Consider the following 19,515-nt stretch of genomic DNA (forward strand, 5'->3'; position numbering starts at 1 on the left):
GTCATCGTCGGGCGGTCACGGCGAGGGGGTCGCGGTGACGACCACGTTGCTGAGGTAGTGGCGGGTGTCGTAGTCGAAGTCGCCGCCGCAGGTGATCAGGACCAGCCGGGCAGCGCCGTCCTGGACGAAGACGCTGGAGAGGTCGACCGTGGTCTTCTCCGTGGTCTCGACGGTGTCCACCGTGTAGACACGCTGGACGCCGTCGTCGCCCGTGAGGCCGATGCGCTGGCCGGGCTGCGCCTTCTTCAGCTCGGCGAACGGGCCGAGGCCGTAGGTGAGGGAGTCGACGTGGGCGGCGATCACGGTCGTCCCCTCCGCGGCGTCGAGCCCCCGGCCGTAGCGGTACCAGCCGGCCACGTCGGTGTCGGCGACCAGCTCCATCGTGCCATCGTCGGCGACGCCGACCGGCTGCACGGGCATGTCGATCGGCAGGCCGTCGACGACCAGGCGCGTCGGCGCGAGCACCACCGGCGCGGGAGTCGCACCGAGGCGGGCGTCCGCGACCGGGACGTCCGGCACCGCGGCGGCGGACGGGCCGGGAGTGCTGGAGGGGATCGCGGCCGGCGTCGACGTCGGGAGCGGCGCACTCGCGTCAGGGGCGGGCACGACCCCGACCGCCTGTGCCGAGCAGCCGCCGAGGCCGAGGCCGACCGCGATCGCGCCGACCACGAGGAGAGCGCGCGGCCGGGTGGGGATCCTGCTCATCACGTCCTCCTCTCGTCGTGGTCGGCGGCCGGCCCGGGTGCGGGGGCACACCGGGCCGGCGGTCTTCGGTGCCGGTCGGGGACCGGCGGTCGTCCGCGTCGGTCAGCGACCGGCGGCGGCCTTGCGGCGGCCGACCAGCGCGGCGCCGATCAGCGCGAGCGAGGCGAGGGCGGCAGCGCCCCACCAGCCCGCGGCCGCGTCGGTGCGGTTGTCGGCGGCGAGGCCGGCCTCACCGGCGGGGACACCGGACGGCGAGGAGTGCAGACCGCCGATGGTCTGCGTCGCGAGGGCGAGGTTGCCCTTCTCCAGGCTGCCCCAGGCGTAGACGATCGTGCTGACGCCCTCCTGGACCTGGACGTCGGCCGGGCCGATGACCGGGGTGGTGGTCCCGGTCGCGGCGACCACGGTCGAGATCGTGGCCGGAGCGAGGTTCAGGACGCCCTCGTTCGGGTTGGTCACGTTCGTCAGCACGGGCGAGCCGCCGGCGAGGATGTCCACGGCGGGCGCCGCGGCGATGTGGCGGACCGTGAGGCGTCCCTCTCCGGCCGCGGTGGCGGAGATGTCGTTCGGGAACAGCGTCGCGGTGGGGGTGTTCTCGGGCGTGAGGTGCGCGGCGACGGTGTAGCTCTTGCCGGCCTCGAGCGCGAGGTCGACCGGGCCGATGACGGGAGCGCTCGCGTCGGCGGCGTCCGCGGCGGTGATCGCGACGGTGTACGTCCCGGTGGGCAGGTCGAGCGGGCCGGCCAGCGAGCCGGGCGTGAAGTCGTCGAGCGTCAGTGCTCCGTTGACGTACACGTCGACCGGGGTGTCGGGGACCGCGTGCAGCACGTAGAGGTCGGCCGAGTCGGCGTCGGCCGCGCTCGCGGGGGCGGCGGCGAGACCGGCGACGGCGAGGGTGCCGAGGCAGGCTCCGGCGAGCAGGCGGTGGGTGAGGCGGGAGGTGGTCACGGTGTTCCTCTTTCACGACGGGACCCGCGGGCGGGTCGGTGGGTTCTCGAGAAGGGCCTTCACCACTACTTCCGGCCGAGGGGCCTCCGCGGATGCACCGGACCGGAGAATTCTCGAAGGAATTCCCGTCCCTTCCCCACCGGTCGCGCTCAGGGCCTGGTCAGGGTCCGGTTCCGGGTCTAGCCTCCGAGCAGAGGGAGTCCCGCATGGTGCGTCGAGGCACGGTGGCGTCCGCGCTCGATCGGGTGCGGCGGGGTGGAGTGCGGCCGAATCGCTCCGTCGCCGCCGTGCGTCGCCGCGATTCCCCCGGCCGGCTCCTCGGCGCGACCGCCGCCTCCGCCGCCGCGATCGCGGTGCTCGCGCTCGCCCTCGCCGCCCTCGCTCCCCTCGCCGGGCTGCCCTCCGCGGCCGGCGGGACGACCGGGCCGTGCGACGAGCCGCGCGAGCTGCTCGCCGCCTCCTCCGTGCTCGACCGCGAGGGCGAGGCGCTGGCCGGGCATCTGCTGGCCTGCGTCGACGCCGACCACCGGAGTCTGACCATCCACAACGACACCCCCGTCGTCTGGGTGCTGAGCGATCCCGGGGTGCGCGGGGTGGTCGGTCAGAGCGACCCGCGCCGCGACGCCGGAGTCACCGGTCTGCTGAGCGCGTACTCCGCTCGGATCGGCCGCGGCCTGGTGCTCCCTCCGGGAGCGTCCGCCGCGATCTCGGCCGGTCCGGGCCGGCTGGCACCGCGACCGGACGAGGAGGCGACCCGGCTGTTCCTCGCGCTGACGGCGATCGTCGGGGCCCAGGACCAGGTGCGGGCCACCGAGCCGGCGCGGGCGCCGCGGAGCGTGGTCCGGACGGCGGCGCTGACCTGCGCGCTCGCACTCGTGCGGGACGGCGCCGCCCCCGGCGCCGCGTCGATCACCCGGGCGGCCGGCGAGCCCGCCTGCTCGGACGCCTGGCAGCGGGCGCAGGCGAAGGCCCTCGACGACCGGTGGACTCTGCCCGGTCTCGCCGAGGCCCTGGCGCTGCCCGGACGACCTGAGGCGGACGCCACGCTCGCCCGATCGGCGGACGACTGGTTCGCGGCGTCGGCCGGCTTCTCCTGGGGCGGCGTCGACCGGCCGGAGCGCCTGGACTGAGCACGCCGCCGGGGCGCGCGATGCCGGGGAACTCGGTGGCCGGGAACGCGGAACGGGCCGCCCTCCCGGAGGAGAGCGGCCCGTTCTGAAGAAGATCGCGGTGTCATCGAGACCCCGCGCTCGACCCGGTGAGGGGAGGAGCGGAGGGGACTATCGACGCAGGCCGAGACGCTCGATCAGCGAGCGGTAGCGGCTGATGTCCACGTCCGACAGGTAGCCGAGGAGTCGACGGCGCTGACCCACGAGCAGCAGCAGACCACGACGCGAGTGGTGATCGTGCTTGTGCTCCTTGAGGTGCTCGGTGAGGTCCTTGATCCGCTTGGTCAGGACGGCCACCTGCACCTCGGGGGATCCGGTGTCACCGGGGTGGGTCGCGTACTCTTCGATGATCGCCTTCTTGACGTCTGCTTCGAGTGCCATGAATGGGATCCCCTCTCTCTCGTTGCGCGGTGCCCGGCGCCTGATGCGTGGGCTCTCTTGATCCGCGGCCGTTGGACGGCAACCTGAGGAGCCTACCAGAGCGCAGGGGCCGGTGGTCGAGCGGATCGGGAGCCGGCCGGCGGGGACCGGTGGTCAGGCGCCGACGGCCCGGTTCCAGAGCTCGACGAGCCACGGCGAGACGAGCAGCTCCCAGAACACGACGACGAGCACGTTCAGCACGACGCCGATCCAGCCGGCGATCGCCGGACGGCCCTCGCGGCGCCGCGCGCGGATCGAGGAGACGCCGAGCAGCACGCCGGCGAGCAGGAGCGCGTGGATGATCGCGGTGTAGAGGACGCCGACGAGCAGGTCGCTGACGGCCTGGTCGCCCGGGTAGGCGCCGAGCGAGATGATCGCGTACCAGACGAAGAACGCGATCGGGACGACGACGATCGCGAGGAGGATCGAGGCCGTCGCGGCCCCGTAGCGACGACGGAGCGTGGCGAAGCGGCCTCCCGAGGCCGCGGCGCTCGAGCTCGCGGTGCGGGTCCGGGTGCGCGGAGCGGGGGCGGCGCGGCGCGCGGGGGCGGCGCCGGCGACGCGCGACGCGGTGGTGCGCGGGCGTCGGGGCGCGCCGTCGGATGACGTGCTCATGCTCCCCACCCTACGGGCTCCGTCCTGACGGCCCCGTGCGGCCGATCGCCGCGCGGCACGACCGCGCAGCACCTCCGCGCAGCACCACCGCCGTCGCTTCCGCGCGGTCCCTGCGGTCAGGCACGAGAATGGATTGGGTGAGCCAGCCCCCCTCCGCGCCCCGGCGCAGCCACGTCGTCGACCTCTCCCCCCTCCGCGAGTCCCCCGCCTTCGCCCGCCTCTGGGCGGGCAACGTGATCTCCGGCATCGGCGGGCAGATGACGATCGTCGCCGTCGGCCTGCACATCTACGAGCTGACCGGATCGACGCTCGCCGTCGCGATGGTCGGCGTGGTGGCGCTGGTGCCGACCGTGATCGCCGGGCTGTACGGCGGGATGCTCGCCGACGCCTTCGACCGGCGGCTGGTGCTGCTGCTCTCCGCGATCGTCGCCTGGGGGTCGACCGCGGCGATCGCGGCGCTCGCCTGGTTCGGGGCGGAGACCCCGCTCACCCTCTACGCCCTCACGGCGGTCAACGCCGTGGCGACGACCATCATCGGCGCGACCCGGATGACGGTGGCGCCGCGGCTGCTGCGGCTCGAGCTGGTGCCGGCGGCGGCGGCGCTCGGCGGGATCGCGGGCGGCGTGGAGGTGACGGTCGGGCCGGCTCTCGCGGGCGTGCTGGTCGCCTCCTCCGGCTTCGCGGTGACCTACACGATCGACGTGGTGCTCTTCCTCGCGGCGTTCCTCGGCATCGCCGGGCTGCCCGCGCTGGTGCCCGAGGGCGAGCGGCAGCGGCCGGGGCTGGAGTCGCTGCGCTACGGGCTGCGGTTCCTCCGCGGGGCGCCGAACATCCGGCTGTCCTTCCTCGTCGACATCGTGGCGATGACGTTCGGGCAGCCGCGGGTCGTCTTCCCGGCGGCGGCCGCGCTGCTGCTGGGCGGCGGGGCGGTGACCGTCGGCTTCCTCACCGCGGCGTACGCGGTCGGGGCGCTGCTGAGCAGCGTCTTCTCGGGGCGGCTGACCGGGGTGCGGCATCAGGGGCTCGCGATCGGCCGGTCGATCCAGGCCTACGGCGCGCTGATCCTCGGCTTCGGCGCGGTGCTGCTGGTCGCGGAGCTGACGGCGCACGACGCGTCCGAGCCGAACCTGGGCCTGATCGCGGCGGCATCGGTCGCGCTCGCGGGAGCCGGTGCGGCCGACAACGTCAGCTCGATCTTCCGGCAGACGATGCTGCAGACCGCGGTGCCCGACAACATGCGCGGGCGGCTGCAGGGCGTCTTCATCGTGGTGGTCACGGGCGGGCCGCGGGTGGGCGACCTCTACACGGGGCTGCTCGCCTCGCTCGCGCTGCTCTGGCTGCCGCCGCTGGCCGGTGGCCTCGCGATCGTCCTGATCCTGGCGGCGGTGCTGCGGCTCAGCCCGGGCTTCCGGCGCTACGACGCGCTGCACCCGGTGGCCTGAGGCCCGGGGCGGGGCGACCGCGCCGCACCCCGCTGCACGGGCGTGCGACGCGGTCGAGGGCTACTCGCCCGCGTAGGCGCCGGCGGCGTTGCCGTCGGTGAGGTCGTCCGAGACCTCGCCGCTGTCGTCGTCGCGTCCCTCGACGCGGACGGGGCGGTAGACGTGGAAGCCGTCGATCTCGCCGTCCAGCTCCCAGACGACCTCGACCTCCTCGCCGTCGATGTCGGCGACGCGGGTGAGGGAGCGCTGCGGGGAGCCGTCGATGAGTTCGAGGCGGATGCTCTCCTGCTCCGCGCCGCTGTCGAGCATGGCCGTGTACGTGGTGGTGTCCATCCCTCGACGCTAGCCAGGCCGTCGGCGCGCTCGCCACCCCTTGCGGCGGCCGTGCTTCCGCGTAGCGTCGGCAGCATGACCGACACCACCATCACCCCCGCCACGGACGACGACCGCGCTCAGATCACCGAGATCGTGAAGAGCGCGAAGATCGGACTCCTCACCACCGTCAACGAGACCGGGCAGCTCGTCAGCCGGCCGCTCGCCGCGCAGGACGTCGACTTCGACGGCGACCTCTGGTTCTTCACCCAGGACCCGTCGGCGAAGGTCGACGACATCCGCGCCAACCCGAGCGTGAACGTCGCGTTCGAGTCGAAGAAGGGCTACCTCTCGGTGGCCGGCTCGGCGACCGTCGTGCACGATTCCGCCAAGGTGGACGAGCTGTGGTCGCCCTCGATCTCGGCCTGGTTCCCCGACGGCAAGGACGACCCGACCGTCGCGCTGCTGCGCGTCTCGGCCGAGACCGTCGAGCTCTGGGTGACCGACTCCCCCGCCCCCGTCGTGCTCTTCAAGGTGGCCAAGGCGGCCGTCACCGGTGGCCAGCCCGACATCGGCGAGAACCGCACCGTCTCCTTCGAGTAGCCGCGACTCCTTCCTCTCCGCGAGATGCCACTTGTGCACGCTTTTCACGGCGTGTCGTGCTCATAAGTGGCATCTCGCGGGAGGGGTAGAAGTGCGGACTCTTTCCGCGAGATGCCAGTTGTGCACGCCTTCTGCGGCGTGTCGCGTGCACAAGTGGCATCTCGCGGAGGGGGGCAGGGGTTACGGGCCGCCGAAGCGCTCGGTGCGGACGCGGGCGGGGTCGTGGCCCTGGGCGACGAGGGCGGTGGCGACGGCCTCGACGAAGGCGGTGGGACCGCAGACGTAGACCGTCGGCTCCTCCGAGGCGGGGATCGCCGTGGCGGCCAGCAGCTCGGGCGTGAGCCGGCCCGCGGGACGGGCGGCGTCGGGCGGGGCGACGCGGGTGTACACGAGCTCGGTCTCGACGCCGCCGCGGTCGGCGGGAAGCTCGCCGAGTGCGCGCAGGTCGTCGCGGTAGTAGGCGAAGACGCTGGAGCGCACGGAGTAGAGCAGGCGCATCGGGGCGGCGCTGCCGACGCGGCCGTGCTCGCGGGCCATCGCCATCAGCGGGACCAGACCGCTGCCGCCGGCGATCAGCTGCACCGGCTCGGTCTGCTCGGGACGCCAGACGAACCAGCCGCCGATCGGACCGCGCACCTCGAGGCGGTCACCCGCCTCCAGGCCCTCGACCAGGTAGGGCGAGACCTCGCCGTCGTCGAGGCGCTCGACGGCCAGCTCGACGCGCTCGCCGTCGGAGGGGGCGCCGATGGAGTAGGAGCGGCTCGCCTGGTAGCCGTCGGGCGCGGTCAGCCGCACGTCGAGGTGCTGCCCGGCGAGGTGCCCGGGCCAGCCGGGGACGCGGAGCGCGATGAGGCGAGAGGTCGGAGTGAGCGGCAGGACCGACTCGGTCACCGCCTCCGTCCAGATCACCAGTAGCGCTCCTCCTTCCAGGGATCGCCGTGCATGTGGTAGCCGTTCTGCTCCCAGAAGCCGGGCTCGTCGCCGGGCATGAGGCGGAGGCTACGGACCCACTTCGCGCTCTTCCAGAGGTAGAGGTGCGGCACGAGCAGCCGCGCGGGGCCCCCGTGCTCGGCCGCGAGCGGCGCACCCTCGAACTCGGTCGCGATCCAGGCCTTGCCGTCGCGGATCTCGGAGAGCGGCAGGTTGGTCGTGTAGCCGCCGTAGCTCTGCGCCATCACGAAGCCGGCGTCGCTCTCGATGCCGTCGAGCAGGAGGTCGACCGAGACGCCGCGCCAGTTCGTCGCGAGCTTGGACCAGCGCGTGACGCAGTGGAGGTCGGTGTGGATGTCCTCGCGGGGCAGCGCGGCGAACTCGTCCGCCGTCCAGCGGCGCACTCCTGCGGGGCCGGCGTCGATCGAGAAGGCCCACTCGTGGATGTTCGGGGTCGGTCCGATCGAGAGGACGGGGAAGCCTTTCTCCAGGTACTGGCCCGGCGGGATGTCCGGGTTCTGCTCGCGCTTGCCGAAGAAGCCCCGCGTGATGATGCCCATGTCCGCCTCAAGTCCTCGGGTGCGCCCCGGTCCGTGGATGCCGCTCGTCGCTCGCCAGGCTAGCGCGCGGCGCCCCGCTACCGCATCGGGCCGCGAGCGGCGAGCCCGCGACCGTGTCGGGGGTGGGTGCGAGGATCGGGCCATGAGCAGAACAGTCGTGCCGCCGTATCTCCTCGTCCGCATCGCCCGACTCGACGACCCGGCGTTCGCCCGGGCCGCGCGGGCGGCCAGCCGCTCGCTCGAGCAGGACGTGCCCTTCCGTCGCGTCCGGCCGGGCGAGCCCTCCCCCGGTCGCTCGACCGCCACCGCGTCGCCGGTCCCCCGCGCGGAGCGGGTCGCCGCCCTCCAGCGGACCATCTCGGACGCGCAGTCGACCGAGACCCTGCCCGGCACCGTCGTGCGCACCGAGGGCGCTCCCGCCACCGGCGACGCCGCGGCGGACGAGGCCTACGACGGGCTCGGCGCGATGTCCGAGTTCCTGCAGCAGGCCTTCGGCCGCGACTCGATCGACGACGCCTGGCTGCCGCTGGACGCGACGGTGCACTTCGGCGAGGACTACGACAACGCCTTCTGGGACGGCTCGCGCATGGTCTTCGGCGACGGCGACGGGCAGGTCTTCCGCCGCTTCACGGTCTCGCAGAGCGTGATCGGCCACGAGCTGGCGCACGGGATCACCGAGTACACCGCCAACCTGGTCTACCGCGGGCAGTCGGGGGCGCTCAACGAGTCGATCTCGGACGTGTTCGGCGCGATGCTCGAGCAGTTCGGCGCCGGCCAGAGCGCGGAGGACGCGAGCTGGCTGATCGGCGAGGGCCTCTTCACCGACGAGGTGCAGGGCACCGCGCTGCGCTCGATGATCGCGCCGGGCACCGCCTACGACGACGACGTGCTCGGCAAGGACCCGCAGCCCGGATCGATGGCCGACTACGTCGACACCGAGGACGACAACGGCGGCGTGCACATCAACTCCGGCATCCCCAACCGCGCCTTCGCGGTGGCGGCGATCGAGCTCGGCGGTCCCTCGTGGGAGCGCGCGGGCCAGGTCTGGTACGACGTGCTGACCGGCGGCGTGCTCACCGCGACGGCGGATTTCGAGGGCTTCGCCGCCCTCACCGTGGCCGCCGCGGCCGAGCGCTTCGGCGGCGGCTCCGAGGTCGAGGCGGCGGTCCGCACCGGCTGGACGACGGTGGGGGTCGCGCTGCCGGAGTAGCCGGCTCCCCCTGCTGGTCGAGGAGCCCCGCAGGGGCGTATCGAGACCCACCATCGTCAGCAGTCCCGTCTGCAGGCTCGCCTCTCGGCGGTGGTGGATCTCGATACGCCCGCTGCGCGGGCTACTCGATCAGCATGGGGGCCCAACGCGCGGGTCACACGGCCAGCATGAGCGCCCGTCGCGCGGACCACACGGGCAGCATGAGGGGCCGTCGCGCGGGCTGCTCGACCAGCATGCTGTGGGGGCGGGCGCGTACGATCGCGGCCATGGATGTGATCGTGTCGCGCAGTGGCGGCTTCGCCGGGCTCCGCCGGGTCTGGCGGATCGATGTCGATCAGCAGCCGGACGAGGGCGCCTGGCACGCTCTGATCGGCTCGCTCGACTGGGACGACCGGCCGCGCGCCGCGGCGACCCCCGCCGGGCGGCCCGACCGGTTCGTCTACGAGATCCGGGTGCAGACGCACACGGTGCGGCTCGGTGAGACGGAGCTCGACGGGGCCTGGCGCGAGCTGGTCGAGCGGGTGAAGAGGGCGCAGCCGCGCTGAGGGCCTCGGTAGTCGACGAGCGAAGGCGCAGACCCCGGTGATCCGGGGGCTGCGCCTTCAGTGCTTGCGGGGTGGGTCTCGATACGCCCCTTCGGGGCTACTCGACCAGCATGAATCGAGACGCCCCTTCGAGGTACTCGACCAGCACGAATCGATACGCCCCTTCGGGGCTATTCGACCAGCATGCGGCGGAGTGCGGGCTACTTCGTGCCGAGGAGGTCGATCACGAAGATCAGGGTCTTGCCGGAGAGGGGGTGGCCTCCGCCGGCGGGGCCGTAGGCGAGGGCGGGCGGGCAGATCAGCTTGCGACGGCCGCCGACCTTCATGCCGGGGATGCCCTGCTGCCAGGCGCGGATGAGGTTGTTGAGGGGGAAGTTGATCGACTGGTTGCGGCTCCAGGAGGAGTCGAACTCCTCGCCGGTGTCGTACTCGACGCCGAGGTAGTGCACGTCGACGGTGGAGCCGGGCTGGGCCTCGGCGCCGTCGCCGATGACGAGGTCCTCGACGACGAGGGTGTCGGGGGCCGGGCCGTCGGGGGCGTCGAGCTCGGGCTTGGTCAGGTTCTCGCTGCTCATGCTCTCCATCCTAGGAGGGCCGCCCTGGACGCTCGGTCCGGCCGCTCCCCCGCCCGGGCCGCTCACTCGACCAGGGTGAGGCGCTGCGTCGGCCGGGTCATCGCGACGTACAGCGAGGCGGCGCCGCGCTCCTCCGCCGCGATCAGCCGCGGCCGGGCGATGACGACGGAGTCGAACTCGAGCCCCTTCGCGTCGGCCGTCGAGAGCACGACGACCGGCCGGTCGAGTCCGCGGGAGCCGCGGCCGACCTCGCGGCCGAGCTCCTGCTCCAGCCGCGCGGTGATCGCGTCGAGCTCGTCGTCGGGCGCGATCACGGCGAGCGTGCCGTCCCCGATCGCCCGGTCCTCCAGGACGACGGCGAGCACCCGGTCGGCGACCAGGGCGTCGCCGCGATCGCGCACGGTGCGGACCGGCCACTCCGTGGAGCGCACCGCCTCGCCCGGGGTGATCTCGAGTCCGTTCTCGCGTGCGGTGCGCTCGGCGTAGGCGACGATCTGCGCGGGCGTGCGGTAGTTGACCGTCAGCTCCTCGAGGCGCCACGGAGCCGCCTCGCCGTCGCGGCCCTGCCGGCCGAAGGTGTCGCGGAGGGCGGCGTCCCAGCTGGACGCGGCCGAGGCGCCGGACGCCTGGGCGACGTCGCCGACGATGGTGAAGGAGCGCATCGGGCAGCGGCGCAGCAGCACCCGCCACTGCATCGGCGAGAGCTCCTGCGCCTCGTCGACCACGACGTGGCCGTAGGTCCAGGAGCGGTCGGCCGCGGCTCGCTCGGCGGTGGTGCCGACGCTGGTGCGCTCGGCGAAGCCGGCCGCGAGGTCCTTGGCGTTGACGAGCCCGTCGACGCCCATGTTGCGGATCGCGGCCTCGGCGTTCTCGACGTCGCGGCGGCGCTGCTCCTTCTCGGCCTTCTTCTGCGCGTCGGCGTGGTCGTCGTAGGCGCCGAGGAGCTCGGCCGCCTCGTCGAGCAGCGGCACGTCGGAGACGGTGAAGGCCGCGTCGCGGTCGCGGCGGAGCAGGGCGCGCTGCTCGGGAGTCCAGCGCGGGGTGAGCGAGGCGAACCAGTTCGGCCGGGCGTAGAGGTCCTGCAGCAGCTTCTCCGGGGTGAGCGGGATCCACGCGGTGTTGAGGGCGACGCGGACGTCGTAGGCGGTGCGGACGTCCTCGCGGAGGACGGCCTCGTCGGCCTCGTCGACCGTGTTGCCGTGGCTGCGGAGCTGGTCGGCGAGCTGCCGCGTCAGCTGGGTGATCATCGCCTTGACGAAGGTGACGCGGGCCTCGTTGTGCGGCTTCCGGGAGTCGCGGGCGCGGGTGATCGCCCGCTCGACCTCGTGCGGCTCGAGCCGCAGCTTCTCGCCGTTGACGTCGAGGACCAGCGTCTCGGCCGGCACGGCCTGGCGCGAGCGGACGGCGCGCTTGAGCAGCTCGGCCATCCGCGCGGAGCCCTTGACCCGGGCGACCGCGGGGCGGTCCTCCTCGATCAGGTCGAGGCCCGGGTAGAGCTGGCCGAGGGTGGAGAGCACGACGCCGGTCTCGCCGAGCGACGGCAGCACCGCCTCGATGTAGCGCAGGAAGGAGCGCGACGGCCCGACGACGAGCACCCCGGAGGACGCGATGCGGTCGCGGTGCGAGTAGAGGAGGTACGCGGCGCGGTGCAGCGCCACCGCGGTCTTGCCGGTGCCAGGGCCGCCCTGCACGACGAGCACGCCCCGCAGCTCGGAGCGGATGATGCGGTCCTGCTCGCTCTGGATGGTCGCGACGATGTCGTGCATCCGCCCCGTGCGCTGGGCGCCGAGGGCCGCCATCAGCGCGCCCTCGCCCTGAAGCGCCGTGCCCTCGCGGAGCAGCTCCTCGTCGAAGACCTCGTCCTCGAAGCGGACCACCTCGCGGCTGCGGAGGGTCAGGTGCCGGCGGGCGCGGGTGCCCATCGGCCGGGCGGCGGTGGCCTGGTAGAAGGCGGCCGACTGGGGAGCGCGCCAGTCGAGCAGCAGGGTGTCCTGCTCGTCGTCGCGGAGGCCGATGCGGCCGATGTAGCGGTGCTCCGTCTCGGCGTCGGCGAGGGTGAGCCGGCCGAAGGCGAGCCGGTCGTCGGCGCCCGAGAGCGAGCGGATGCGGTCCTCGTAGAGGCGCGCGAACGCGTCGCGCTCGGACCGGCTCTGGTGGTTGCCGCCGACGCTCTCGATCCGGACGGAATCGAGCGCCTCCCTGGACTGCGCGATCAGCTCGTCGAGGCGGGCGTAGAGCCCCGCCACGTACGCGCGCTCGCGCGAGAGCTCGGACTCGAGGATCGTGTCGCTGTCCGTCATCGTGCGCCCTTCCCTGCCGGTTCCGCGGTCTCGGGCGGGAGGCGGATGCGCTCCGGGGACCGTCGAAAACAGGCGGTCCAGTCTAACGACCGCGCGGGCGCCGACCGGCGCGACGGGGCTTCTCGCGCCTCGCCGTGGGCGAACGGCGCCGCCCTCTTGCGGGCGGCCGCCGAGAGGCGCATGCTGTCCTCCAAGAAGAGCTCGACGCCCCGTCAGAGCAGCCGGCCCTGCCGCTGCCGCAGGGCGTCGAGGTCTTTAACGGGCGTTCTCCGGCGCCGATCTCGTCGGACCCGCTCGGGAAGAGAAGCGGCCGCCCCCGCGTTGCAGGATGCATGCCTTCGACGAGCAGCACTGTCACCGCCCCCTCCCGCGCCTCGATCGACACCACCGAGTCGGCTCGCGCCGGCTGGGAGTCGTGGCTCGCGCGCCGTGCCGAGCGGGTCACCGGCCCGCACGGCGACCTGGCCCTGGTCGAGACCCGCTGGCTCGAGCCGGGCGAGCGCGTCGACGACGAGGCCGCGCTGGCCGGCTACGGGCCGACGGCGACCCTCACCCGGATGCGCCGCGCGAGCCTGGACACCGGCGAGGAGGAGTACGGCTATCGCGTCTGGGACGCGGCCTCCGAGGGCATCCGCTCCTTCGACGCGATCGAGACCTTCCCCTTCGACGCCGCCTGGGTACTCGAGGCCTGGTTCGAGCCGGTCGACGACGCGCGCACCATCCCGTTCGAGCACCTCCGCGACAACGGGGCGACGCGCGACCTCGTCGTGCCCGGCGACATCACCTTCTCGCTCGTCGACGACGGGCGGGCGCACGAGTACACGGTCGCCGCGTTCGACGACGGCGGCACACTGCTCGTCCCGTTCGGCGACCCGACCAACCGCAGTGACGACCCTGAGCTGAAGAGCTACCCGGTCGGCCGGTTCCTCGTGGTGCAGCGCCTGGGCGGAGCGGCCGACGCCGGGACGCCCGGCCCGGTGCTGCTCGACTTCAACCGCGCCTACATCCCGCCGTGCGGGTTCTCGCCGCACTACAACTGCCCGCTGCCGCCCGCGCAGAACCGCCTCGGCGTCGCTGTGACCGCCGGCGAGCGCCGGGTGCTGCGCGCCGACTGAGGCCGCTCGGGCTCAGGATCGGCCGTCTCCCGCGGGAGGCGCCGGCCTCGGGTCCGCCGGCCTCGGCTCAGAGACTCTCCCAGGTCGTGCGCGCGGCAGGGCCCGGCACGATGCGGACGCGGTCGATCGACGACCGACGCCCCTCCCGGTCGACGAAGGCGAGCTCCAGCCGCTCGCCCGAGTCCGCATCGGAGGCGAGCGAGGCCGCGCCGTGCGGGGCCGGGCGGTTCTCGTCGCCCCACTGGGCGAGCGCGACGAGGACGAGCTTGAGCGCACGGCCCTGCTCGGTCAGCTCGTAGCGCGAGCGCTCCCGCGAGCCCTCCGGCCGGTAGGGCACCTTCTCGAAGACGCCCGCCTCGGTCAGGGTCCGCAGCCGCGCCGAGAGCACATCGCTCGGCACCCCGAGCCGCTCGCGGAACTCCGAGTAGGTGCTCGCCCCGCGCAGCGCCTCGCGGACGATCAGGAGGCTCCAGCGCTCGCCGAGCAGTTCGAGCGACCGGGCGACCGAGCAGCGCTCGGCCCGGTCGTCGTCGACATCGACGGGGCTGCGGGCAGTGGGCACTCATCGAGACTAACCCGGCTCGACCTCGCTTGGACATTCCAAGCCAGGGCACTAGCGTGACCTCCATGCCGACTCCCAGCACCCTCGTCCGCCCTCCCGCGCGCTTCGGGCGGCGAGGCGCCTTCTGGGTCTCGACGCTCGTGCTGGCGCTCTGCCTCTGGTCCAGCGGCGCCCCCTCCGTGCTCTACCCGAGCTACGCCCAGGAGTGGGGCCTCTCCCCCGTCGTCATCACCTCCGTCTTCGGCGCCTACCCCGTCGCGCTGCTTCTCGCGCTGCTCCTGGTCGGCGGACTGTCCGACGTGATCGGGCGGCGGCGGACGATGCTGCTGGGCATCGCGCTGATCGCGGTCTCGGCGGTCGTGTTCTCGCTCGCGGACGGCGTCGCGCTCCTCTACGTCGGCCGGGCGATGCAGGGTGTCGGGACCGCGCTGGCGCTCAGCGCGGCGAGCGCCTCCCTCGTGGACGACAACGTGTCCGCGAACCCGCGCCTGCCCTCCTCGCTCACGACCGTGTCGACCGCCGCGGGGCTCACCCTCTCGCTGCTGCTCTCGGGCGCGCTGGCGCAGTACGCGCCGCTGCCGCTGCAGCTGAGCTACTGGGTCCTGGCGCTGGTCGGGGCGGTCACCCTCGTCCTGCTGGCGCTCGGCCGCGACGACCGCCCGGTCGCGGGCGCCCGCTGGCGGCCGCACCTCCCCTCCGTGCCGGTCGGCCTCCGAAGGGCGTACGCCGGCGCGACCCTCGCCGTCTCGGTCGCCTACGCGGTCGGCGCCCTCGTGCTCTCCCTCGGCGCCCAGATGGCCCGGGAGCTGACCGGCACGACCGACCTGCTCGTGATCGGCTCGGTGCTCGCGCTCTCGTCGATCGTGATCGGGCTCACCGCCCTGGCGATCCAGCGCGTGCTCGCGCACCTCGCGATCATCGTCGGCGCCGTGGTCGCGATCGCCGGGCTCGCGCTGATGGAGTGGACGGCGGCCAGCGGCTCGCTCGTGCTGTTCGTCGCCTTCATGATCGTCGGCGGCGTCGGCTACTCGCTCAGCTTCTCCGGCGGGCTCGCGCTGGTCGGGCAGGCGGCTCCGGCCGAGCACCGCGGCTCGATGATCTCGGCCGTGTACCTCCTGAGCTATCTGGTCCAGGCGATCACGGCCGTCGCGGCCGGGGCCGTGGCGACGGCGCTCGGGCTGGAGGCGGCGATCGACCTGGTCGCGCCGGCCGTGGCGGTCCTCGCTCTCGCCTCGGGGGTCGTCGCCGTCGTCGATCTGCGGCGTCGCCTCGCGGAGGGGCGCGGCGTCGAGACGGCGCCTGTCGCGGAGGTCGCGGCGGTCCAGCCGCGCTGATCGGCGCGCTCGACCGCGGAGAGCGGCGTCAGCTGAGGGCGGCGTCAGCTGACGGCGATCAGGCGGCCGAGCGCCTCGGGCAGCCGGCGCAGCACCGAGACGTGGCCGTCGTCGGGGTGCTCGATCAGCTGGGCGGTCGGGAGCAGCGCCCGGAGCCGTCGGGCGTGGTGCGCCGGGATCACGCGGTCGAGGCCGCCCTGGACGAGGACGACCGGGCAGCGGATCGCCGCGAGGTCGACTCCCCACGGCGCGGCGAAGGCGACGTCGTCGTCGATCAGGCCGCCGTCACCCCACTCCTCCGAGCGCGCGACGTCCTCGCCGAGGGCCGTCCACTCCTCCTCGAGGGCCGCGTAGTCGGCCGCCACGAACGACTCGGGGTCGAACTCGTCGGTCTCGGCGAAGCGGGCGCGCGCCTCGCGGCCGTCGCGCGCCGACGCGAGGCCGCCCGGAGCGGCCATGCCGTCGAACCAGGCGGGGTCGCCGTCGTCCGGGGCGGGTGAGGCGAGGACGACGACGCCGTCGACCCTGTCGCCGAGCAGTGCGGCGCAGGCCAGGGCGTGCGGGCCGCCACCCGAGGCGCCCGCGGTGAGGATCCGGTCGAGGCCCAGCGCGTCGAGCACGGCGCGGACGTCCTCCGCCGCGGAGGCGACGTCGCGGCCCGGGAGCTCGGTCGAGCCGCCGTAGCCGGGGCGAGCGTAGGAGAGGAGGCGGAGTCCGCGCGCGCGGGCGGCCTCGAGCACCGGGGGGAGCAGGGCGCCGGTCTGCGGGGAGCCGTGCTGCCAGAGCAGCGGCCGCCCCTCGTCGCCACTGTCGTGGACGACGAGCGTCCTGCCGTCGCCGGTCGCGACCTCGATGGTGGGGGCCATGTCCTGCTCCTGTCCTCTCGCGGACCCCGCGGCCCGCTGATGCCTCGGTCCGGACCGCTCAACCGCCGGTGAGCGCCGCGCGGCGGGCGACGAGCTCGTCGAGCAGCATGCGCTCGTCGACGGCGGCCGCTCGACCGCCGCGGCCGGCGAGCTGCTGCTGGCGCACGTGCGCGAGCCTCGTCGCGGAGCGGATGAAGCCGCGCATCGCCCGGGGCCGGTCGCCCCCGGCCACCCGGGCCCAGCGCGCCGCGGTGCGACGACCCTCGGCTGTGCCGATCATCCGCACCTCGGTCGGCGAGAGCCAGCCCGCAGCCGCGTAATCGCCGAGTCGCTCGAGCGTGACCCGCCGCTCCTGCCGGCGCAGGAGCGCCACGACCACCACGGCGACCACGAACAGCGGCACCTGCACCACGCCGTAGAAGCCGAACCAGTCGGCGACGAGGAAGGACGAGCCGTTCCAGAGCGCGTGCAGGAACGCCGCGAGGGCGAGTCCCAGGAGCGCGATCGGCAGGCGCGCGGCCGGCGGGCGGCTCATCGCGAACCCGAGGGCCGCACCGGTGCAGGACGTGAAGAGCACGTGCGCGAAGGGCGACAGCACGCCGCGGAGGAAGAACGTGACGGCGAGCGAGCCGAGACCGCCCTCCACCAGCGCGCTGCCGAAGTAGAGGATGTTCTCGACGAAGGCGAAGCCGGAGGCGACGACCGCCGCGTAGACGATGCCGTCGACCGGTCCGTCGAAGCTGCGGCGCCAGATCAGCAGGATCAGCAGCACGCCGAGGCCCTTCGCCGACTCCTCGACGATCGGCGCCTGGATCACGGCGCCGACGAAGTCCGACTCGCTCGGCTGCGCACCGGAGGCGTAGACCGCGATCTGCACGCCGAGGTCGACCAGCAGCGAGATGGCCACCGAGCCGGCCGCTCCCCAGAGGAAGGCGAACCAGAGGCCGAGCGGCGCTTCGGGCTCCCAGCGGTCGACCCAGCGGACGCCGGCCAGCACGATCAGCAGCGGCACCAGGGCGACGACCGCGCAGATCCCGGCCGCGGTCGCGCCGAGCCCGGAGACGACGTAGGCGAGGACGAGGAGCAGCAGGACCCCGAGCAGCGCGACGCCGATCGCGCCCAGCACCGTCGGGACGATCGAGGGGCGGGCGGGGGCCGGCGGCGGATAGGCGCTCATGGGCTCCGAGGGTAGGGCACCGGCGGGCGCGCGGTCCGGCGGTTGACAGGGGGTGCGGGTGTGGCGTGCCGCGGGACCGCCAGGGTGATCGAGTAGCCCGCGGAGCGGGCGCATCGAGATCCGCCGTTGTCAGAAGCCCTGTCCGCAGACCCGCCCCGCCGACGACGGCGGGTCTCGATACGCCCCTCCGGGGCTACTCGACCACCATGACCTCGTCGGTGCGGGGATGTCCATGCTGATCGAGTAGCCCGCGCAGCGGGCTTATCGAGATCCACCACCGTCAGAAGCCCGGTCCGCAGACCCGCCCCGCTGGCCACGGCGGGTCTCGATACGCCCCTCCGGGGCCACTCGACCACCATGACCTCGTCGGTGCCGGGAGGTCCCTGCTGATCGAGGAGCCCGCGCAGCGGGCGTATCGAGATCCACCACCGTGAAGACGGACGCCGCCGCATCCTCCCCCTCACCACCGAGTCGCGAAGCGGCTTCGTCGTGCGGGTCGGAGGCAGCGCAGCGCGCGGAGCCGTGTCCGATTCCCGCGATCCTCCGGCCGCGGGGCGTGCCAGTCTCGGAGCATGATCGAGGATCCGCTGTTCGAGGAGCGCTACCGCGCGGTCGCCTCGCGCGACTCCCGCTTCGACGGCCGGTTCATCACCGGGGTGCACTCGACCGGCATCTACTGCCGGCCGAGCTGTCCCGCCACGACGCCCCGGCCCGCGAACGTCCGGTTCTACCCGACCGCGGCGGCCGCGCACGAGGCGGGCCTGCGCGCCTGCAAGCGCTGCCTGCCGGACGCGGTGCCCGGGTCGCCGGAGTGGAACCTGCGCGACGACACCGCGGCGCGCGCGATGCGGCTGATCGGCGACGGTGTGGTCGATCGCGAGGGGGTCGAGGGGCTGGCCGGGCGCCTGGGCTACGGCGCCCGCCAGCTCGGGCGGATCCTGCGCGTCGAGCTGGGTGCGCCGCCGCTCGCCCTCGCCCGGGCGCAGCGGGCGCAGACCGCCCGGCTGCTGCTCACCGGCACGGAGCTGCCGGTGTCGGAGGTGGCGTTCGCCGCGGGGTTCGCGAGCATCCGGCAGTTCAACGCGACGATCCAGGAGGTGTACGAGCGGAGCCCGAGCGCACTGCGGGCCTCGGCCCGGGGAGGCCGGTCGGAGGCGGCCGTCCACGCGGGCGCGACGACGCTCGAGCTGCGGCTCGCCGTGCGGGCGCCGTTCGATCCGGGCGTGCTCGCCGTCCTCGGCGCCGACGCAGTGCCGGGGCTCGAGGAGGCGGGGCAGGGCCGGTACTCGCGCTCGCTCGCGCTGCCCGGCGGCCCGGCGGTCGTGCGGCTCGAGCCGGACGGCGAGGCGATCCGCTGCACCGCGACCCTGGTCTCGGTGGCCGACGTCGGCCCCCTGGTCGCGCGGGTGCGCCGGCTGCTCGACCTCGACGCCGACTCCGCCGCGATCGACGAGGCGCTCGGCGCCGATCCGGTGCTGGCGCCGCTGGTCGCCGAGACCCCCGGGATACGCCTGGCGGGCTCCGTCGACCCGGCCGAGACCCTGCTGCGCGCGCTGATCGGGCTCGGTGCGCCGGCTGCGGTCGCGCGCACGGCGCTGACCCGGCTGGTCGCGGCGCTCGGCGAGCCGCTGCCCGCCGGCCTCGCCGCCGGCGGCGTCACCCACGCGTTCCCGTCTCCCGCGGCGATCGCGGAGAACGGAGCGGACGTGCTGCGCGGCTCCGAACGCCTCATCGAGACGGTCCGGCGGAGCGCGGCCCTCCTGGCTGACGGCACTCTGCGCCTGGACGCGGGCCTCCGCCGCGAGGACCTGGTGGAGCGCCTGCTCGCCGTCGACGGCATCGACCCGGCGACGGCCGTCTCCGTCGCGGCGCGGATCACCGGCGACCCGGACGTCCTGCCGGCCGGCGACCAGGCGGTCCGCGCCGGCGCCGCCGCACTCGGCCTTCCCTCGACTCCCCGAGCTCTGACCGAGGCGTCCCGCCCCTGGGCCCCCTGGCGCAGCTACGCCGCCCGCCACCTCGCCGCGAGATGCCACTTATGAGCGCGACACGCCGCAAAGGGCGCGCACAAGTGGCATCTCGCGGAAAGCTGACCGCGACGCACCAGCACTGAGTGCGACCCGCCCG

Annotated in this window: 20 protein-coding genes; 8 read left to right on the forward strand and 12 right to left on the reverse strand. The window is 74.2% G+C overall.

Annotation, left to right across the window (positions count from 1 at the left end; translation table 11 throughout):
• Positions 1-15: 15 nt before the first annotated feature.
• Complete coding sequence (locus MT350_RS17530; RefSeq protein WP_243616326.1) at positions 16-705, reverse strand: class F sortase; 690 nt, start codon at positions 703-705, stop codon at positions 16-18.
• Positions 706-807: 102 nt separating this feature from the next.
• The gene (locus MT350_RS17535; protein WP_243598647.1) at positions 808-1,653 is read right to left on the reverse strand and encodes a DUF4397 domain-containing protein; all 846 of its coding nucleotides are present in this window, start codon (positions 1,651-1,653) and stop codon (positions 808-810) included.
• A 206-nt stretch (positions 1,654-1,859) separates the two neighbouring features.
• On the opposite strand from MT350_RS17535, the gene MT350_RS17540 reads away from it, so the two are divergent.
• Positions 1,860-2,783 carry a hypothetical protein gene (locus tag MT350_RS17540; RefSeq protein WP_243616327.1) on the forward strand — a complete coding sequence of 308 codons (924 nt, stop codon included), beginning with the start codon at positions 1,860-1,862 and terminating at the stop codon, positions 2,781-2,783.
• A gap of 150 nt (positions 2,784-2,933) precedes the next feature.
• On the opposite strand, the gene rpsO is transcribed toward MT350_RS17540, so the two are convergent.
• Complete coding sequence (gene rpsO, locus MT350_RS17545) at positions 2,934-3,203, reverse strand: 30S ribosomal protein S15 (protein WP_123447896.1); 270 nt, start codon at positions 3,201-3,203, stop codon at positions 2,934-2,936.
• A 153-nt stretch (positions 3,204-3,356) separates the two neighbouring features.
• Entirely contained in the window at positions 3,357-3,857 is a 501-nt protein-coding gene (locus MT350_RS17550; protein ID WP_243616328.1) for a hypothetical protein, read from the reverse strand.
• A 128-nt stretch (positions 3,858-3,985) separates the two neighbouring features.
• Here MT350_RS17550 and MT350_RS17555 point away from each other — a divergent pair, with 128 nt between their 5' ends.
• Positions 3,986-5,299, forward strand: a complete 1,314-nt coding sequence (locus MT350_RS17555) for an MFS transporter (protein WP_374206651.1) — start codon at positions 3,986-3,988, stop codon at positions 5,297-5,299.
• A gap of 60 nt (positions 5,300-5,359) precedes the next feature.
• On the opposite strand, the gene MT350_RS17560 is transcribed toward MT350_RS17555, so the two are convergent.
• Positions 5,360-5,632 carry a hypothetical protein gene (locus tag MT350_RS17560; protein ID WP_123704987.1) on the reverse strand — a complete coding sequence of 91 codons (273 nt, stop codon included), beginning with the start codon at positions 5,630-5,632 and terminating at the stop codon, positions 5,360-5,362.
• Positions 5,633-5,707: 75 nt separating this feature from the next.
• Here MT350_RS17560 and MT350_RS17565 point away from each other — a divergent pair, with 75 nt between their 5' ends.
• A complete protein-coding gene (locus MT350_RS17565) occupies positions 5,708-6,214 on the forward strand; it encodes a pyridoxamine 5'-phosphate oxidase family protein (protein ID WP_243616330.1) in 507 nt (168 codons plus the stop codon).
• Positions 6,215-6,394: 180 nt separating this feature from the next.
• Here MT350_RS17565 and MT350_RS17570 read toward each other — a convergent pair whose 3' ends face one another.
• A complete protein-coding gene (locus MT350_RS17570; RefSeq protein WP_243598642.1) occupies positions 6,395-7,123 on the reverse strand; it encodes a ferredoxin reductase in 729 nt (242 codons plus the stop codon).
• Positions 7,120-7,704: a molybdopterin-dependent oxidoreductase gene (locus MT350_RS17575; protein WP_123447901.1), complete on the reverse strand. Its 585-nt coding sequence runs from the start codon at positions 7,702-7,704 to the stop codon at positions 7,120-7,122. The genes MT350_RS17570 and MT350_RS17575 overlap by 4 nt, the downstream gene beginning before the upstream one ends.
• 142 nt (positions 7,705-7,846) lie before the next feature.
• Here MT350_RS17575 and MT350_RS17580 point away from each other — a divergent pair, with 142 nt between their 5' ends.
• Positions 7,847-8,914 (forward strand): M4 family metallopeptidase, encoded by a 1,068-nt coding sequence (locus MT350_RS17580; protein WP_243598641.1) that lies wholly within the window; start codon positions 7,847-7,849, stop codon positions 8,912-8,914.
• A gap of 266 nt (positions 8,915-9,180) precedes the next feature.
• Positions 9,181-9,459: a protealysin inhibitor emfourin gene (locus MT350_RS17585; RefSeq protein WP_133963663.1), complete on the forward strand. Its 279-nt coding sequence runs from the start codon at positions 9,181-9,183 to the stop codon at positions 9,457-9,459.
• A gap of 200 nt (positions 9,460-9,659) precedes the next feature.
• Here the strand turns inward: MT350_RS17585 and MT350_RS17590 are convergent, their stop codons facing one another.
• Together MT350_RS17590 and MT350_RS17595 are read right to left on the reverse strand one after the other, a co-directional pair.
• The gene (locus MT350_RS17590) at positions 9,660-10,034 is read right to left on the reverse strand and encodes an FKBP-type peptidyl-prolyl cis-trans isomerase (RefSeq protein WP_123447904.1); all 375 of its coding nucleotides are present in this window, start codon (positions 10,032-10,034) and stop codon (positions 9,660-9,662) included.
• Positions 10,035-10,096: 62 nt separating this feature from the next.
• Positions 10,097-12,334 (reverse strand): UvrD-helicase domain-containing protein, encoded by a 2,238-nt coding sequence (locus MT350_RS17595; RefSeq protein WP_243616331.1) that lies wholly within the window; start codon positions 12,332-12,334, stop codon positions 10,097-10,099.
• Between the two features lie 332 nt (positions 12,335-12,666).
• On the opposite strand from MT350_RS17595, the gene MT350_RS17600 reads away from it, so the two are divergent.
• Positions 12,667-13,449 carry a DUF1684 domain-containing protein gene (locus tag MT350_RS17600; protein WP_243598639.1) on the forward strand — a complete coding sequence of 261 codons (783 nt, stop codon included), beginning with the start codon at positions 12,667-12,669 and terminating at the stop codon, positions 13,447-13,449.
• Positions 13,450-13,516: 67 nt separating this feature from the next.
• Here MT350_RS17600 and MT350_RS17605 read toward each other — a convergent pair whose 3' ends face one another.
• Positions 13,517-14,011, reverse strand: a complete 495-nt coding sequence (locus MT350_RS17605) for a helix-turn-helix domain-containing protein (RefSeq protein WP_243598638.1) — start codon at positions 14,009-14,011, stop codon at positions 13,517-13,519.
• Positions 14,012-14,076: 65 nt separating this feature from the next.
• On the opposite strand from MT350_RS17605, the gene MT350_RS17610 reads away from it, so the two are divergent.
• A complete protein-coding gene (locus MT350_RS17610) occupies positions 14,077-15,345 on the forward strand; it encodes an MFS transporter (protein ID WP_243598637.1) in 1,269 nt (422 codons plus the stop codon).
• A gap of 44 nt (positions 15,346-15,389) precedes the next feature.
• Here the strand turns inward: MT350_RS17610 and MT350_RS17615 are convergent, their stop codons facing one another.
• Together MT350_RS17615 and MT350_RS17620 are read right to left on the reverse strand one after the other, a co-directional pair.
• Positions 15,390-16,211, reverse strand: coding sequence for an alpha/beta fold hydrolase (locus MT350_RS17615; protein WP_243598636.1), 822 nt, complete (start codon positions 16,209-16,211; stop codon positions 15,390-15,392).
• 58 nt (positions 16,212-16,269) lie between these two features.
• The gene (locus tag MT350_RS17620) at positions 16,270-17,388 is read right to left on the reverse strand and encodes a PrsW family intramembrane metalloprotease (RefSeq protein ID WP_243598635.1); all 1,119 of its coding nucleotides are present in this window, start codon (positions 17,386-17,388) and stop codon (positions 16,270-16,272) included.
• Between the two features lie 572 nt (positions 17,389-17,960).
• Here MT350_RS17620 and MT350_RS17625 point away from each other — a divergent pair.
• The gene (locus MT350_RS17625; RefSeq protein ID WP_243598634.1) at positions 17,961-19,430 is read left to right on the forward strand and encodes an Ada metal-binding domain-containing protein; all 1,470 of its coding nucleotides are present in this window, start codon (positions 17,961-17,963) and stop codon (positions 19,428-19,430) included.
• Positions 19,431-19,515: the final 85 nt, after the last annotated feature.

The sequence above is a fragment of the Rathayibacter sp. VKM Ac-2928 genome, assembly GCF_022815545.1.
Taxonomy (GTDB): domain Bacteria; phylum Actinomycetota; class Actinomycetes; order Actinomycetales; family Microbacteriaceae; genus Rathayibacter; species Rathayibacter festucae.

What these genes read in the sequence shown, in the direction of transcription:
- MT350_RS17530 (WP_243616326.1), bottom strand. Translation starts at nt 705, where the DNA reads ATGAGCAGGATCCCCACCCGGCCGCGCGCTCTCCTCGTGGTCGGCGCG.
- MT350_RS17540 (WP_243616327.1), top strand. Translation starts at nt 1,860, where the DNA reads ATGGTGCGTCGAGGCACGGTGGCGTCCGCGCTCGATCGGGTGCGGCGG.
- rpsO (WP_123447896.1), bottom strand. Translation starts at nt 3,203, where the DNA reads ATGGCACTCGAAGCAGACGTCAAGAAGGCGATCATCGAAGAGTACGCG.
- MT350_RS17550 (WP_243616328.1), bottom strand. Translation starts at nt 3,857, where the DNA reads ATGAGCACGTCATCCGACGGCGCGCCCCGACGCCCGCGCACCACCGCG.
- MT350_RS17555 (WP_374206651.1), top strand. Translation starts at nt 3,986, where the DNA reads ATGGATTGGGTGAGCCAGCCCCCCTCCGCGCCCCGGCGCAGCCACGTC.
- MT350_RS17560 (WP_123704987.1), bottom strand. Translation starts at nt 5,632, where the DNA reads ATGGACACCACCACGTACACGGCCATGCTCGACAGCGGCGCGGAGCAG.
- MT350_RS17565 (WP_243616330.1), top strand. Translation starts at nt 5,708, where the DNA reads ATGACCGACACCACCATCACCCCCGCCACGGACGACGACCGCGCTCAG.
- MT350_RS17575 (WP_123447901.1), bottom strand. Translation starts at nt 7,704, where the DNA reads ATGGGCATCATCACGCGGGGCTTCTTCGGCAAGCGCGAGCAGAACCCG.
- MT350_RS17580 (WP_243598641.1), top strand. Translation starts at nt 7,847, where the DNA reads ATGAGCAGAACAGTCGTGCCGCCGTATCTCCTCGTCCGCATCGCCCGA.
- MT350_RS17585 (WP_133963663.1), top strand. Translation starts at nt 9,181, where the DNA reads ATGGATGTGATCGTGTCGCGCAGTGGCGGCTTCGCCGGGCTCCGCCGG.
- MT350_RS17590 (WP_123447904.1), bottom strand. Translation starts at nt 10,034, where the DNA reads ATGAGCAGCGAGAACCTGACCAAGCCCGAGCTCGACGCCCCCGACGGC.
- MT350_RS17595 (WP_243616331.1), bottom strand. Translation starts at nt 12,334, where the DNA reads ATGACGGACAGCGACACGATCCTCGAGTCCGAGCTCTCGCGCGAGCGC.
- MT350_RS17600 (WP_243598639.1), top strand. Translation starts at nt 12,667, where the DNA reads ATGCCTTCGACGAGCAGCACTGTCACCGCCCCCTCCCGCGCCTCGATC.
- MT350_RS17610 (WP_243598637.1), top strand. Translation starts at nt 14,077, where the DNA reads ATGCCGACTCCCAGCACCCTCGTCCGCCCTCCCGCGCGCTTCGGGCGG.
- MT350_RS17615 (WP_243598636.1), bottom strand. Translation starts at nt 16,211, where the DNA reads ATGGCCCCCACCATCGAGGTCGCGACCGGCGACGGCAGGACGCTCGTC.
- MT350_RS17620 (WP_243598635.1), bottom strand. Translation starts at nt 17,388, where the DNA reads ATGAGCGCCTATCCGCCGCCGGCCCCCGCCCGCCCCTCGATCGTCCCG.
- MT350_RS17625 (WP_243598634.1), top strand. Translation starts at nt 17,961, where the DNA reads ATGATCGAGGATCCGCTGTTCGAGGAGCGCTACCGCGCGGTCGCCTCG.